The following is a 14,746-nucleotide window of genomic DNA, read 5'->3' as shown; positions in this document are numbered from 1 at the left end:
CGACATGACCCAAACCAGAACGATCGACATCGCCATCGGCTGCGGGATCGCTGCGGCGGGACTCGCGCTCGTGCGTCTCGGCGGACGCAACGCGCATCGTCCGGCGGTAGAGACGCATATCGACACCGCGCGCACGTTCAACCGAAGCTCGGCGCTGCTCGCGCTTTCCGTGCTGACGGACAGCGCGATGGAGCACTATCGCGGCTCCTTCGACAATCCCGCGATGTACACGCCGCTCGTCGTCTCTACGCTGTCGCTGTTCGCCGGCCTGCACGGCGGCTCCGATCACGAGCCGGCGCGTCATCCGGTGCGCGATGCCGTCTATGTCGGCGCGGCGCTCGCGGGCGTCGCAGGCACGGGGTTTCATCTGTACAACATCACGAAGCGCCCCGGCGGATGGAGCTGGCACAACCTCTTCTATGCGGCGCCGATCGGCGCGCCGATGGCGTTGCTGCTTTCCGGCGCGCTCGGCGCGGTATCCGAACGGCTGCGCGACGAACCCGCGCACGAGCCGCGTCTTTTCGGCATGCCGGCAGGACAGGCGCTCGCGCTCGTCACGAGCGCCGGACTGCTCGGCACGCTCGGCGAAGTCGCGCTGCTGCATTTTCGCGGCGCGTTCCAGAACCCGGCCATGTACGCGCCGGTCGTCATTCCGCCGGTCGCATCGGCGCTGCTCGTCGATGCCGCCCTCGCCCGCCCGCGCGAACACAGGTTCACGCGGCTGTGGCTGCGCGTGACGACGGCGCTCGGGTTCATCGGTGTCGGCTTTCATGCACGCGGCGTCGCGCGCGCGCGTGGCGGCTGGCGCAACTGGAGCCAGAATCTGTTCAACGGACCGCCGCTGCCCGCACCGCCGAGTTTTTCGGCGCTCGCACTCGCGGGACTCGCGGCGCTGCGTCTTCGGGAGACCGAGAAGAAATGAAGCACCTGCCCCGCTATCCCGATTACGACGTGATGAACAAGCGCGACACGCCGTCATGGGACGACGTCACGCGCCATGTCATCGACGAACGGCTCGCGACGCCCGACGGCCCGCACTTCTTCGATGCCGTCGAATGGCGCGCGCTCTGCGCGCTGTGCGCGTGCATCGTGCCGCAAGATCGGCAGCGCCCAGCGGTGCCCGTCGCCGCGCTCGTCGATGCGCGCCTCGCGAAGAATACCGGCGACGGCTATCGCGATGCGCGTCTGCCGCCCATGCGCGATGCGTGGCGCATCGGCCTTCGCGCGCTGGATGCCGAAAGCCGTGCGCGTCACGAGTTGCCGTTCGCGAGCATCGGCGATGACGCGCGCCATGCGCTTCTCATCGGCATGCAGCAAGGCAAGCTCGACCACGCCGAATGGAAAGGCATGCCGCCCGCCCTCTTTTTCACGGAGCGCGTGCTGCACGACATCTGCGGGATGTACTACGCGCATCCGCAGGTGTGGAGCGAAATCGGCTTCGGCGGGCCGGCCAATCCGCGCGGCTACGTGCGCATGGTCGCCAACCGGCGCGATCCGTGGGAAGCCGCCGAAGCCAAACCCGGCCATGAGGAAGCCGCGCAGAAGGAGAATCGCCGTGTCCGCTGATTCGCCGAACGACGCGCAGCACGTCCCGCGCGGCAAGAACGGACGCGCGCCCGACGTGTTCCATCCCGGCGCATGGATTCCGATGCGCGAGTATCCGCAGGACGAAGCGGTGGACTTCGCGATCGTCGGCACGGGCGCGGGCGGCGGCACGCTTGCCTGCCGTCTCGCGGAGAAAGGCTTCAAGGTCGTCGCGTTCGATGCCGGCGCGTGGTGGCGTCCGCTCGAAGAGTTCGCGTCCGACGAGACGCATCAGGGCAAGCTCTTCTGGACCGACGAGCGCATTTGCGACGGCGACAATCCGCTCAAGCTCGGCAACAACAACAGCGGCAAGTCCGTGGGCGGCAGCACCGTTCACTTCGCGATGGTCTCGCTGCGCTTCCGGCCGGAATGGTTCAAGTCGCGCACGCTGCTCGGCTACGGGGCGGACTGGCCGATCGACTGGCGCGAGATGTGGCGCTATTACGGCGAAGTCGAAGAGGCGCTGAAGATCGCGGGGCCGGTGAACTATCCGTGGGGACCGAAGCGGCCGCGCTATCCGTATCGCGCGCATGAGCTGAACGCGGCGGCGCTCGTGCTGGCGCGCGGCTGCGAAGCGCTCGGCATCGACTGGGCGCCGACGCCGCTCGCCACGGTCTCCGCGCCGCGCGGCGAAGCGCATCCGTGCGTGTATCGCGGCTTCTGCGTGTCGGGTTGCGCGACGAACGCGAAGCAAAGCGCGCTCGTCACGTGGATACCGCGCGCCGTGCGAGCCGGCGCGGAGATACGCGATCTCGCGATGGTGGGCCGCATCGTCATGGGCGACGACGGGCGCGCCACCGGCGTCGAATATTTCCGCGAAGGACGCTGGCAGTTTCAGCGCGCACGCAATGTCGTGGTCGCGGGATACGCGATCGAAACGCCGCGCCTGTTGCTCAACTCCGCGACGGACCGCTTTCCCGATGGCCTCGCCAATCGCTCGGGTCTCGTCGGCAAGAATCTGATGGTGCAGACCAATCAGGCCGCGTGGGGCACGATGGACGAAGAAGTGCGCTGGTACAAGGGGCCGCCGTCGCTTGCGCTGACCGAGCACTGGAATTACGAGGACAAGGGCAAGGACTTCTTCGGCGGCTATTGCTACATGAGCCAGGGACCGCTGCCGGTGGCGTGGGCATCGACGCAGAACGGGCGAGGTCTCTGGGGCCAGCAGCTACTCGACGAGATGCAGAAGTACAACCATCAGGCAGGGTTGAAGATTGTGGGCGAGACCATGCCGCAGGAGCGCAACCGCGTGACGCTCGCCGACGAGAAGGATCAGTACGGCTTGCCCGTCGCGCGCGTGACCTATTCGCTGTGCGATAACGACAAGCGGCTCGTCGCGCATTCGCTCGACTTCATGAGCCTCGCGCTCGAAGCGGCCGGCGCGCGCGACGTCTGGCGCGAAAGCGACGACACGTGCCACCTGAACGGCACCGCGCGCATGGGCGACGATCCCGCAATGAGCGTCGTCGATGCCGATTGCCGAAGCTGGGACATCGACAACTTGTGGATCTGCGACGGCTCCGTCTTTCCGACGGTCGGCGGCGTGAATCCGTCACTGACGATACAGGCGATCGCGCTGCGCACCGCCGACCGCATCGAGGCGCTCGCCGCGCGTGGAGATATCCGATGAGCGAGACACGAAAGATCGCCGTCGTCACCGGCGCGGGCGCGGGTGTCGGGCGCGCGGCGGCGGATGAATTCGCGCGCCACGGCTACGACGTCGCACTCTTGTCGCGCGACGCCGAACGGCTCACGCGCGCCGCTGCGCAGATCGAAGCGCGCTTCGGCGTGCGCGCGCTCGCCATTCCGACCGATGTCGCCGATGCGCGCGCCGTCGAGGCGGCGGCATCGCACGTGGAAGACGCGCTCGGTCCGATCGATGTCTGGGTCAACGTCGCGATGGCGACCGCGTTCGCGCCCGTCTCCGCGCTCACCGCCGACGAAATCGAACGCGGCACGCGCGTCACGTATCTCGGTCAGGTCCACGGCATGATGTCGGCGCTCTCGCGCATGCGCACGCGCAATCGCGGGACCATCGTCAATGTCGGCTCGGCGCTGGCGTATCGCTCGGTGCCGCTGCAATCGGTGTATTGCGGCGCGAAGTTCGCCATTCGCGGCTTCACGGATTCGCTGCGTTCGGAGATCATCCACGACAAGCTGAACGTGCACCTGACGGTGGTCGAGCTTCCCGCGATCAACACGCCGCAATTCGACTGGGCGATGAACAAGACCGGCAAGCGCGCCCGCCCCGTCGCGCCGATCTTTCAGCCGGAAGTCGCCGCGCGCGCGATCTATTTCGCGGCGACGCATCGCAGGCGCGAGGTGTGGCTCGGCTTCTCGACCGTGAAGGCGATTCTCGCGAATCGCGTCGCACCCGCGCTCATCGACCGCTATCTGGCGCGCGCGGGCTATGCGGGCCAGCTCACGGACGAGCCGCTCGAACGCAATGCCGCCGGCAATCTGTTCGATCCCGTGCCCGGCGACTTCGGCGCGCACGGCCGGTTCGACGACGAAGCGCGACGGCATAGCTGGGAGATGTTCACCGACCGCCATCGCTCGGTTTTCTGGGCGCTCGCGGGCATCGGCGCGGTGGGCCTGCTGCGCCTTGCGGTCAAACGGCGGAGTTGAGTGGAATGAGCCGCCCCATCGAGGACTATGCGCTCATTGGCGACGGCAACACGGCTGCGCTCGTCAGCCGCGACGCTTCCATCGACTGGCTATGCTGGCCGCGCTTCGACGACGACGCGTGCTTCGCGGCGCTCCTCGGCACGTCCGATAACGGCTGCTGGACGCTCGCACCGGCCGCGCGCATCGTGCGCCAGGCGCGCCGTTATCAGGAGGACACGCTCGTCCTCGAATCGGACTTCGAAACCGATGGCGGCGCGGTGCGCGTGACCGACTTCATGCCCGTCGGCGACGGTCCGCGCTCGGTGATGCGCATCGTGACCGGCCTGGGCGGCGTCGTCGACATGCGTTCGGAATTGCGGCTGCGCTTCAACTACGGCGAACTCGAACCGTTGATCGAACGCATCGGCAGTGAATGGCACGCGTGTATCGGACCGGATCGCGTGGTGCTTCGAACGGGCATCGGCATGGACGTGAGCAACGGCGCGATGCACGCGCGCTTCACCGTCAAGGCCGGTGAGTGCGTCAGCTTCGCACTGAGCTACGCGCGCGCGCATGAAGCGCCGCCCGCCCCGCTCGACGCGGTGAACGCGCTGCACGACACGCAACGTTTCTGGCGCGACTGGATCGCGCGGTTCGACGACAGCCGGACCGCGTGGCCGCAAGCGGTGCGGCGTTCGCTGCTGACGCTGAAAGCGCTGATGCATCATCGCACGGGCGCGATTGTCGCCGCCCCGACGACTTCGCTTCCCGAAGCGCCCGGCGGACGGCTCAACTGGGACTATCGCTATGCGTGGCTGCGCGACACGAGTTTCGCGATGGTCGCGCTGCTCAACGCCGGGTATCACGAAGAAGCGCGCGCATGGCGCGACTGGCTGTTGCGCACCATCGCGTCCGCGCCGGAACGCAGCCGCATCATGTATCGCGTGGACGGCGGACGTCACTTGCGCGAATGGACTGTGGACTGGCTGCCGGGGCATCGTTATGCGAAGCCCGTGCGCGTCGGCAATGCGGCGGCGCATCAGCATCAGCTCGACGTATTGGGCGAAGTCGTCGACTGTCTCGACGTCGCGCGGCGCGGCGGACTCGAACCCGCCGATCACGAACACCTCATCGAAACGCGCATCGTCGAACATCTCGAGAAGGTGTGGCGTTTGCCTGGCGCTGGCATCTGGGAATCGCGCGGCGAGCCGCGGCATTACACCTATTCGCGCGTCATGCTCTGGGTGGCGCTCGACCGTTTCACGAATCATCGCGCGGCCGAAGGCGTTCCTTCGCCGCTCGTCGAACGGATGACCGCGCTGCGCGAACACATTCGCGACGAAGTGCTTCGCGAAGGCTGGAACGCGGGGCTCGGCAGCTTCACGCAGTATTACGGCAGCGAAGCGTTCGATGCCAGTCTCTTGCTGATGCCGCTCGTCGGATTCCTCTGCGCCGATGACCCACGCATGGCCTCGACGATCGAGCGCATTCGCCGCGACCTCTGCGAAGACGGGCTGATTCGACGCCGTGCGCGGCACGCTGGCGATTCGAATGAAGGCACGTTCCTCGCGTGTTCCTGCTGGATGGCCGACTGCCTGAACCTTCAGGGGCGCAGCGAAGAAGCGCGGCGGCAGTTCGAGCGCGTGCTCGCCACCGCGAATGACGTCGGCCTGTTTTCGGAGCAATACAACGCGCAGCGCCGCGAACTCGCCGGCAATTTCCCGCAGGCACTTAGTCATCTCGCCGTCGTCAATACGGCGCTCGGATTATGCGGACGGACATTGCAGCGAGGCGGCGGGTGACTTCATCGCCGATGGAACGCCATCCATCGCTGCAAGACCGCTTTTCGCGTCATCGCTTGCATGTGTCACATCATGATATATATTGAAAGAAGCGTCGAAGCGGGAGGTGCCATGTTGATCGACAACGATTTCGAGATCGGATATCTCATCGTCGTGTTTTCGCTGATGGGGATTATCTTCGTCGGCGCGCTGTTCGCCACGCTGCATCTCGAGCGCTGGCATCCGCGACTGGTCGGCGCGGTACTCGGCGCGCTGATCGGCCTTGCGCTGATCGAAGCGGTGCCGATCATTTCGTAGCGGTCTCGCTTGGCACTTAAGCTCCTACGCGCTCCAGATGATGTCGGCGTCCTTGCGCCTCGCTTCGCGCAACATATCGAGGAAAGGAAGCGCGCGGGACTGCAGCCCCATCCCGCTCGGCTCGGCCGTACGCGACAGCGGATGATAGACCGCACCGTGCTCGTAAGCGATCCGTTCGTCTTCCTTTAGAACCGTCTCCAGGCGATCGATCGCGGTGTCTACCTCGCCATGCGGAATGACGCCTCTAGACCCGATACGCTTGCCGATAATGCCCAGAAGATAACCCGCAAGGTCGCGCAACATGACGACATCGGGCGTGGCATTCGAATGAAATTTGACTAGCATGGTCGTACTCCCTTCTTATCGCTCTTGCGGTTCCATCGCCACGAGCACGCTGCAGGAGACGCGATCGAGCAACCGGCCATCGTCCTGACCGGTCCACCAGCGGTAGAGAAGACCGCTCGGATGATGTCCGACGACGATGAGATCGATATCGAGCGCCTTTGCAAACGAAGGAATCTGCATCATCGGGTTGCCGATCGCCAGATGGCCCCGCGCGACGACGCCGAGATTCGCAAGCCTGTTCACGCCTTCACGCAGTACTTCCTTCGCGGTCTCCTGCTCGAGTTCGAAGGAGACGGCAGGAATGACCTCGAGGCCGCGCGTCCACTCCGTGTCGTCGAGGACGGCAAGAAGATGCGTTTCGGCGTGAAGCTCACGGGCCAGTTGAGCGCCGAGACGAAGCGCGCAACGCCCCTCGGCAGTGGCGTTGTAACACAACAGGATCCGACGATAGCTGGCCATGATGCCTCCGCCCCGGTCGATTCAATATATCACACTGTGATGTAAATGCGACAAGCCGATGGCGTTCATAGACCAACAAAATTCCCGATGCAATTAGGGTTCCGGCTGCTTGCGCGGTCCTTTTTAGCGTCCAACACTTTGCCATCAATCCGGCTCGCCAGATAACTGTCCGATATATCGGACATCCGAGTGCCAACCCTCGATCAGGATCTGAACATGAAGCTCGCCACCAAGGGCGCCAAGGCCGCCTTGCTGATTGCCGCAACCGCCGTGAGCGGACTCCTCGCGCTCTCCGCCTGCACGAAGGTGGCGACGCCCGAACAAGGTCCGGCGGCAGCGGCGCCTGCATCGACGCTTCAGGCCGTGCTTCAGCGCGGCACGCTGCGCGTGGGCGACTGCCTCACGTTCGCGCCCTTCGGCTTCTACGATAAAGACGGCAATCCCGACGGCTACGACGTCGACCTCGCGAAGGAACTCGCGAAGCAAATGGGCGTGAAGCTCGAAGTCGTGAACACGACGAGCGCGAACCGCATCCCGAACCTGCAAACCGCCAAGGTCGATGTCGTGTTCTGCAACTTCACGCGCAATCTCGAACGCGCCAAGGTGGTCGAATTCACCTCGCCGTACGTGGTCGCCAGCGAAGCGATGCTCGTGAAGAAGAGCAGCGGCATTCAGTCGGCGAAGGACATGAGCGGGCGCACCATCGCCACGGTGAAAGGCTCGACCAATGGCGACGAAGTCCGCTCGATGGGCATCCCCGTGAAGATTCAGGAATACGACAGCTCGCAGGCGGCCATTCTCGCCGTCAAACAGGGCCAGGCCGATGCGATGATCGAAGACAATAACTTCCTCGCGTATCAGGCGAAGCTCGATTCCGAACTGGCCGTGACGAACGAAGCGCTCGTGCCGCTCGAATACAACGCGTTCGGCGTGAAGGCGGGCGATCAGGCGTGGCTCAACTATCTGAACCTGTTCCTGTTCAACATCAATGCATCGAAGCTGAATGCGCAGTTGTACAAGAAGTGGTTCGGCGTCGATCCGAGATATCCGCTCAATCCGCAGTTCTGATGCGGAGGCGCAGATGAGCTATCAATGGCTGACGCTATGGGGCTACGTCCCCGAGTTTCTGAAGGCCGGCTGGCTGACCTTGCAGGTCACGCTGCTGTCGTTCGTGCTGGCGCTCGCGCTGGGTCTCATCGCGGCGCTTGCGAGCATGTCGCCGTCGGCCATCGTGCGGTTCATCGCGCGGGCTTATGTCGAAGCCATCCGCAATACGCCGGTGCTCCTGCAGATTTTCATCGTGTTCTTCGGCTTGCCGTCGATGGGCATTGCGCTCGATGCCTATTGGGCCGGTGTCATTGCGCTGGGCGTGAACGTGGGCGCGTACCTGTCCGAAGTGTTTCGCGCGGGCATGCAATCGGTGCCGCGCGGACAGATCGAAGCAGCGGGCATTCTCGGGCTGGAACGCGGGCAGATTTTCAAAGAGATCGTGTTGCCGCAGGCGGCGCGCGCGGTGTATCCGGCCATCGTCAACTATCTGATTCAACTGTTGCTCGGCACGTCGCTGTTGTCGGCCATTGCGTTGCCCGAACTCACCGGCACCGCGACCGTGATCAATTCGCGCACGCTCCTGTATGTGCAGACGTTCGCGGTCGTGCTCGTCGCGTATCTGGTGCTGAGCAATGTGCTCTCGTTCATTGCCAGCCAACTCGGCGCGCGCATGTTTCATCCGCCGCTGATCGTGAGGCCGGCCACGCGCTGGATGGGCTTCACGCTGCGTCGCGCGAATCGTGCATGAGGGATTGAGTCATGTCACTCGAACTGCTGAAAAACAGTCTGTCGATTCTGCTGCAAGGTCTCGTGACCACGCTGCTTCTCTCTGTCGCGGCGATCGTCGGCAGCACGCTCATCGGCCTCTTCGCCGCCGTGTTGCGGTCGTTCGGACCGTGGGGCACGGACCGCATCGCGAAGCTCTATACAGAGTTGTTTCGCGGCACGCCCGTGCTCATCACGCTGATGTTCATCTACTTCGGCGTGTCGTACTTCGGCTATGCAATCGATGTCTTCGCAGCGGGCGTCATCGGGCTGAGCGTCTATCAGGGCGCGTATATCGCGGAAGTCTTTCGCTCGGGTATCGAGTCGGTGCCGAAGGGACAGTGGGAAGTCTCGCAGATTCTCGGTCTCTCGCGCATGCAGACCTTCGCCTCCGTCGTGTTGCCGCAGACCGGGCGCATCGTGTTGCCGCCGCTCGTCGGGCAGTATCTGTCTCTCATCAAGGACACGTCGATCGTGAGCATGATCGGCATGTCCGAACTGATGCACGGCGGCCAGACGATCGTGGATCGCATCGGCAAGCCGGTGGAGATTTACGGACTCGTCGCGCTGATCTATTTCGTCGTGTGCTTCCCGCTTTCGCAATGGGTGCGCCATCATGACCGCCGGAGACTTACGTGAGCGATTCCATTCAGAACAGGCCCGTCATTTCGCTGTCGGGCGTGAGCAAGGCATTCGGCGCGACGCGCGTGCTCAACGAGATCAATCTCGACGTGCGCGCGGGCGAAGTGCTCGTGCTTATCGGCGCATCGGGTTCGGGCAAGAGCACGGTGCTGCGCATCATGGCCGGACTCGAAACGACGGACTCCGGCGAAGTGTGGGTCAACGCAGTGCCCTTGCACGATCCGAAGCGCGCGCGAGAGATTCGCGGTCATGTCGGCATGGTGTTCCAGCAGTTCAACTTGTTCCCGCACAAGACCGCGCTCGGCAATGTCACGCTCGCGCTCATCAAGGCGCGCGGCATGTCGCCCGCCGATGCCCGCGCACGCGCAATGGAAACGCTCGACCGCGTGGGTCTCGCGGACCGCGCATCGCATTACCCGAGCCAGTTGTCGGGCGGACAGCAGCAGCGCGTCGCCATTGCGCGGGCGCTGGCCGTCGAACCCGGCATCATGTTCTTCGATGAAGCCACATCCGCGCTCGATCCCGAACTCGTCGGCGAAGTGACGGAAGTGATGCGCGGCCTTGCGCGCGACGGCATGACGATGGTCGTCGTCACGCATGAAATGGGCTTTGCGCGCAAGACGGCGGATCGCGTCGTGTTCATGGACAAGGGCGTGATTGCAGAGCAAGGCGATCCGGAGCAGATCTTCGTCAACCCGGCGAACGAACGCACGCGGCAGTTTCTCAGCCGCGTGCTCGACCATTGAACGGTGAACGAATGGCAGTGACGGAATCGTCGCGCGCGCGAGGCGTGGATCGTGTCATCGATATCTTCAGGAAGCTGCATCACGCGCAGCGCCGCATGACCATGCGCGAGCTGATCGAAGCGACCGGCGCGCCGCGTTCGAGCATCTACGAACTCGTCGCCATTCTCACCGAAGTGGGCTGGCTCGAAACATCGGCGGACGGCAGTGTGTTCTTCGGGCGCGAGATGCATTACTACGGCTCGGACTACGCGACGCACAACGACCTCATCAGCCGCGCGCATCAGTCCATTCTCGCGCTCGTGCGCAAGTACGACGAGACCACGCAGTTGTGCATGCTCGAAGGGAACAAGTACACGGTCGTGTTATCGGAGAACAGCGCGCGGCCGTTCAACATCAGTTCGGATATCGGCGTGCGTGTGCCGATTCCGTGGACCGCGACCGGACGCCTGCTGCTCGGTCACATGAACGCGGATGCCATCCGCGCGCTGATTCCCGCCGATGACTTCGTGCTCGACAACGGCGTGCGTATCGATTTCGACGAATTCATGCGCGATGTGCAAAACGCGAAAGAACTCGGCTATTGCTGCACGGAAGGCCTGTCCAACGCATTCCGGCTCTGCATGGCCGCGCCGGTTCGGGACCGCGCGGGCATGCCGATCGCCGCGCTCTGCTTCATGACGGGCCGCGACACGAACCCCGAACGCCGTCAGTCGATGCTCGACGATCTGCTGCAATCGGCGCAGGCGCTGTCGCATCGCTGACATGGACACGCGGCGCAAGCGCATCGATGAACTGGAACAGGAGAACGCGGCGCTCAGGGAAGTGAACGACATCCTGCGCAAAGCGGTGGCGTATTACGCGCGTTCGCTCGGCGGATTGACGAACGAGCGCGCATCGTTGCTGCAAGACGAACCCGCCATCAATACGACTCGGAACTCGCCACGCGCTCGTATCGACGCACGCCGCCGAGCCACGCCGAAAGCAACACGATCACCACGAACACGGCCGAGAGGTTGAAGAAAAGCTGCGCCACGGGCAGATGCATCGACAGCAGCACGCCACCGAGCATCGATCCCGCGACCGAGCCGAGCTTGCCGATACCGATCGCCGATCCCACGCCGGTCGAGCGCAGCGTCGTCGGATACACCATGCCCGACACCGCGTACAGCGCGAACTGACTGCCGATCACGCACACGCCGCTCGCGAACACCGCCGCGAAGAGCCAGGCGGTCGGCATCGGCATGCCGAGCGATGCCGCGATGGGACATCCGGCCGCGGCAAGCAGCATGAGCACGCGCACGCCGTATCGGTCCACGCAGCGGCTCAACGCAAGCGCGCCCACGGTGCCGCCCACCGGAAACATCATGGCCGCCTGCGCCGCGCGGGCCGGCGCGAGCGTGCTCATGCTGAAGAGAATCGGCAACCAGTTCTGCAGAAAATGCAGCGCCAGTGAGTTGAGAATGAAGATGCCCCACAGCAACGGCGTGACTCTCGCGAGACCGCCCTGGAACAACGCGGCGGGCCGCACGCGCACGCGCGTTTCGTCATCGACGACATAACGCACCGCTTCGCCTTCGGCCTCCGCGCCAAGCCGCGCGGCAATGCGTCGGATCTTGCGGACATCGCGCCCGTTGATGATGAGAAAGCGGATCGATTCAGGCAACAGCGCGAACGACGCCAGCGCCACGACGACCGCCGCCGCGCCGCCCAGCGTGAACAGCACGGGCCAGCCGAAGCGCGGCAGCAGCCACGAGGCGACCGCCCCGCCGCCGCCCGCGCCTATCGAGAAGCCGGAAAACATCAGCGTGATCCATGTCGCGCGTCGTGCTTTCGGGGCATATTCGGAAACCAGCGCCACCGTGTTCGGCACGACCCCGCCCATGCCGATGCCCGCGAGAAATCGCAACAGCGTGAGTTGCCCGAGCGAATCGGCATATCCGCACATAAACGTCAGGATGCCGAACCAAATGGATCCGTAGATGATCGTGAGCCTTCGTCCGAAGCGGTCACCGCTGACGCCTAGCAACAGCGATCCCACGAGCACGCCGAACAGGCCCACGCCGAACACGCGCCCGAAACCGGCCGCGTTCGTGTGCCACGCGTGCATCAGCGCGGGCGCGGCGAACGCGGCCGCGACCTGATCGTAACCGTCGATCAGGACGATCAGGAAGCACCACATGATGAGGCGCAGCGAAAAGCCGCCGAGCTTCTGACGTTCGATCAGCGCTGAAACGTTGACGGTGTTCATCGTTGTGATCCGCCGTGGACATTGCTGTCGTCTCGCGTCATATCTGTCTCCTCTTGTTTTTCATTGATGTCGCCGATGACTTTCTGGTCGCGCTACAGCCACGGCGCGCGCCCGAGATGCGTCGCTTCGAAGGCGCGAATCTCGTCGGCGTGAACGAGCGTGGCGCCTGTTTCGTCGAGTCCCTCGAGCAGCAGTGTCTTTGCCGCCGATGCAATCTCGAACGTCAGGCATTCGCCGTCCGGTGTCCACAGCGATTGCGCGCTCAGGTCGATGCGCACGCGATAGCCCGGCGACGCCTCGACCGCTTTCATCAGCGCCGTGATCGTCGCGGCATTGAGTTGCACCGGCAAGAGTCCGTTCTTGCAGCAGTTATTGAAGAAGATGTCGGCGAAGCTCTCCGCGATCAACACGCGAAAGCCGTATTGATGAAGCGCCCACGGCGCATGCTCGCGCGAACTGCCGCAGCCGAAGTTGCGTCGCGCGAGCAGCACCGAAGCGCCCGCATAGCGCGGCTGATTCAGCACGAAGTCCGGGTTCTGCGTGCGCTCGTGCGCCGGCTTGCCGTAGTAGCCGGGATCGCGATAGCGCCATTCGTCGAAGAGATACGGACCGAAGCCGGTGCGCGCGATCGACTTCATGAACTGCTTCGGCATGATCGCGTCGGTATCGATGTTGTCGCGATCGAGCGGCGCAACGAGGCCGGCGTGACAGACGAGCGGCTCCATCAGCAATCTCCTTCGGCGCCCGGCATGCGGCGTACGTCGACGAAACGGCCCGCGAGCGCGGCCGCTGCCGCCATCGCCGGACTCACCAGATGCGAGCGGCCGCCCGCGCCCTGCCTTCCCTCGAAATTGCGATTCGACGTGGACGCGACGCGCTCGCCGGCTTCGAGCCGGTCCGCGTTCATCGCGAGGCACATCGAGCAGCCGGGCTCGCGCCATTCGAAGCCCGCGTCGATGAAGATCTCGTGCAGCCCTTGCGCCTCCGCGTCGCGCTTCACCTGCTGCGAGCCCGCGACCGCGAGCGCGAGCCGCACATTCGGCGCGATCCGTCCGCCCGCCGCGCGCAACACGCGAGCCGCGGCCTGAAGGTCTTCGAGTCGCCCGTTCGTGCATGAGCCGATGAACACCTTGTCGATGGTGATCGCTTCCATCGGCGTGCCTGCTTGCAGTCCCATGTAATCGAGCGCGCGCGTCCAAGCGGTGCGCTGGCCCGCATCGGCGGCTTCGTCGAGATCGGGCACGCGGCCGTCGATGCCCGCGACCATCTCCGGCGACGTGCCCCACGTGACCTGCGGAACGAGCGTCGAAACGTCGAGCATATGTTCGGCGTCGAAGCGCGCATCGTCGCCGGAACGCAGGCCGCGCCACGCGCGCGCCGCGTGCTCCCACGACTCGCCTTGCGGCGCATGCGGGCGCGTGCGGCAATAGTCGAGCGTGATGTCGTCCACCGCGATCAGTCCGGCGCGCGCGCCCGCTTCGATCGACATGTTGCACAAGGTCATGCGCCCTTCCATCGACAACGCGCGCACCGCAGGCCCCGCGAATTCGATTGCATAGCCCGTTGCGCCCGCCGTTCCCAGCCTGCCGATCACCGCGAGCGCGATGTCCTTCGCCGAGCAACCCGCAGGCAGCTCGCCATTAATGCTCACGCGCATCGTGCGGCTGCGTCGCGTGATGAGCGTCTGCGTCGCCAGCACGTGTTCGATCTCCGACGTGCCGATGCCGAATGCAAGCGCGCCGAGCGCCCCGTGCGTGCTCGTGTGCGAATCGCCGCAGACGATCGTCATGCCGGGCAATGTATCGCCGAGTTCGGGCGCGACGACATGCACGATTCCCTGATGCACGTCCTGCATGCCGTGATGCGCGATGCCGCTCTCCGCGCAATTGTCCTGCAACGCCTCGACCTGAACGCGCGAGACTGGATCGACGATGCCGCGCGCGCGGTCCGTCGTCGGCACGTTGTGATCGGCCACGGCGAGATTGGCGCGCGCGCGCCACACGGGCCGCGACGCCTGCCGCAGAGATTCGAACGCCTGCGGGCTCGTCACTTCGTTGAGCAAATGGCGATCGATGTAAAGCAGCGCGGTGCCGTCGGCATCGACGCGAACCGTGTGGGCGTCGAAGATCTTGTCGTATAAGGTATGGCTCATTGATCGTTCGTTATCCGAATCATTATCCAAGGTACGATGTCCAAAGAGA

At 64.6% G+C, this 14,746-nt stretch carries 16 protein-coding genes; 11 read left to right on the top strand and 5 right to left on the bottom strand.

Going from position 1 to position 14,746, the window contains the following annotated elements:
* Positions 1-4: 4 nt before the first annotated feature.
* The 6 genes from NCR39_RS28345 to NCR39_RS28320 all read left to right on the top strand — a co-directional run bounded on the left by NCR39_RS28345 (position 5) and on the right by NCR39_RS28320 (position 6,290).
* Positions 5-922: a hypothetical protein gene (locus tag NCR39_RS28345; protein ID WP_250456109.1), complete on the top strand. Its 918-nt coding sequence runs from the start codon at positions 5-7 to the stop codon at positions 920-922.
* A complete protein-coding gene (locus NCR39_RS28340; protein ID WP_250456108.1) occupies positions 919-1,566 on the top strand; it encodes a gluconate 2-dehydrogenase subunit 3 family protein in 648 nt (215 codons plus the stop codon). Before NCR39_RS28345 ends, NCR39_RS28340 begins: the two co-directional genes overlap by 4 nt.
* Positions 1,526-3,214, top strand: a complete 1,689-nt coding sequence (locus tag NCR39_RS28335; protein WP_250456107.1) for a GMC family oxidoreductase — start codon at positions 1,526-1,528, stop codon at positions 3,212-3,214. The genes NCR39_RS28340 and NCR39_RS28335 overlap by 41 nt, the downstream gene beginning before the upstream one ends.
* A complete protein-coding gene (locus tag NCR39_RS28330; protein ID WP_250456106.1) occupies positions 3,211-4,212 on the top strand; it encodes an SDR family oxidoreductase in 1,002 nt (333 codons plus the stop codon). Before NCR39_RS28335 ends, NCR39_RS28330 begins: the two co-directional genes overlap by 4 nt.
* A gap of 5 nt (positions 4,213-4,217) precedes the next feature.
* On the top strand, positions 4,218-5,993 hold the full coding sequence (locus NCR39_RS28325) for a glycoside hydrolase family 15 protein (RefSeq protein ID WP_250456105.1): 1,776 nt from the start codon (positions 4,218-4,220) through the stop codon (positions 5,991-5,993).
* A 111-nt stretch (positions 5,994-6,104) separates the two neighbouring features.
* On the top strand, positions 6,105-6,290 hold the full coding sequence (locus tag NCR39_RS28320; RefSeq protein WP_250456104.1) for a hypothetical protein: 186 nt from the start codon (positions 6,105-6,107) through the stop codon (positions 6,288-6,290).
* A gap of 24 nt (positions 6,291-6,314) precedes the next feature.
* On the opposite strand, the gene NCR39_RS28315 is transcribed toward NCR39_RS28320, so the two are convergent.
* Both NCR39_RS28315 and NCR39_RS28310 read right to left on the bottom strand, forming a co-directional pair.
* Positions 6,315-6,635 carry a DUF1840 domain-containing protein gene (locus tag NCR39_RS28315; RefSeq protein WP_250456103.1) on the bottom strand — a complete coding sequence of 107 codons (321 nt, stop codon included), beginning with the start codon at positions 6,633-6,635 and terminating at the stop codon, positions 6,315-6,317.
* Positions 6,636-6,650: 15 nt separating this feature from the next.
* Positions 6,651-7,094 carry a universal stress protein gene (locus tag NCR39_RS28310; protein WP_250456102.1) on the bottom strand — a complete coding sequence of 148 codons (444 nt, stop codon included), beginning with the start codon at positions 7,092-7,094 and terminating at the stop codon, positions 6,651-6,653.
* A gap of 216 nt (positions 7,095-7,310) precedes the next feature.
* Between NCR39_RS28310 and NCR39_RS28305 the strand changes: the two genes are divergently transcribed.
* Genes NCR39_RS28305 through NCR39_RS28285 form a run of 5 tightly spaced genes read left to right on the top strand, consistent with a single transcriptional unit; the run spans position 7,311 to position 11,058 of the window.
* Positions 7,311-8,162 (top strand): ABC transporter substrate-binding protein, encoded by an 852-nt coding sequence (locus NCR39_RS28305; protein WP_250456101.1) that lies wholly within the window; start codon positions 7,311-7,313, stop codon positions 8,160-8,162.
* Positions 8,163-8,175: 13 nt separating this feature from the next.
* Positions 8,176-8,892 carry an amino acid ABC transporter permease gene (locus NCR39_RS28300; protein ID WP_250456100.1) on the top strand — a complete coding sequence of 239 codons (717 nt, stop codon included), beginning with the start codon at positions 8,176-8,178 and terminating at the stop codon, positions 8,890-8,892.
* Between the two features lie 11 nt (positions 8,893-8,903).
* A complete protein-coding gene (locus NCR39_RS28295) occupies positions 8,904-9,548 on the top strand; it encodes an amino acid ABC transporter permease (protein WP_250456099.1) in 645 nt (214 codons plus the stop codon).
* On the top strand, positions 9,545-10,297 hold the full coding sequence (locus NCR39_RS28290) for an amino acid ABC transporter ATP-binding protein (protein WP_350029705.1): 753 nt from the start codon (positions 9,545-9,547) through the stop codon (positions 10,295-10,297). Before NCR39_RS28295 ends, NCR39_RS28290 begins: the two co-directional genes overlap by 4 nt.
* Before the next feature lie 11 nt (positions 10,298-10,308).
* Positions 10,309-11,058, top strand: a complete 750-nt coding sequence (locus tag NCR39_RS28285; protein ID WP_250456098.1) for an IclR family transcriptional regulator — start codon at positions 10,309-10,311, stop codon at positions 11,056-11,058.
* Positions 11,059-11,216: 158 nt separating this feature from the next.
* Here the strand turns inward: NCR39_RS28285 and NCR39_RS28280 are convergent, their stop codons facing one another.
* The 3 genes from NCR39_RS28280 to leuC form a co-directional block, all read right to left on the bottom strand.
* Positions 11,217-12,545, bottom strand: coding sequence for an MFS transporter (locus NCR39_RS28280; protein ID WP_250456097.1), 1,329 nt, complete (start codon positions 12,543-12,545; stop codon positions 11,217-11,219).
* A gap of 92 nt (positions 12,546-12,637) precedes the next feature.
* On the bottom strand, positions 12,638-13,270 hold the full coding sequence (gene leuD, locus NCR39_RS28275; protein WP_250456096.1) for a 3-isopropylmalate dehydratase small subunit: 633 nt from the start codon (positions 13,268-13,270) through the stop codon (positions 12,638-12,640).
* The gene (gene leuC / locus NCR39_RS28270) at positions 13,270-14,697 is read right to left on the bottom strand and encodes a 3-isopropylmalate dehydratase large subunit (protein WP_250456095.1); all 1,428 of its coding nucleotides are present in this window, start codon (positions 14,695-14,697) and stop codon (positions 13,270-13,272) included. The genes leuD and leuC overlap by 1 nt, the downstream gene beginning before the upstream one ends.
* Between the last annotated feature and the right edge of the window lie 49 nt (positions 14,698-14,746).

The organism is Caballeronia sp. ATUFL_M2_KS44, from assembly GCF_023630965.1.
GTDB lineage: Bacteria > Pseudomonadota > Gammaproteobacteria > Burkholderiales > Burkholderiaceae > Caballeronia > Caballeronia concitans.
The sequence above is the reverse complement of the archived record's forward strand: the minus strand, read 5'-3'. Positions and strand labels throughout refer to the sequence as shown.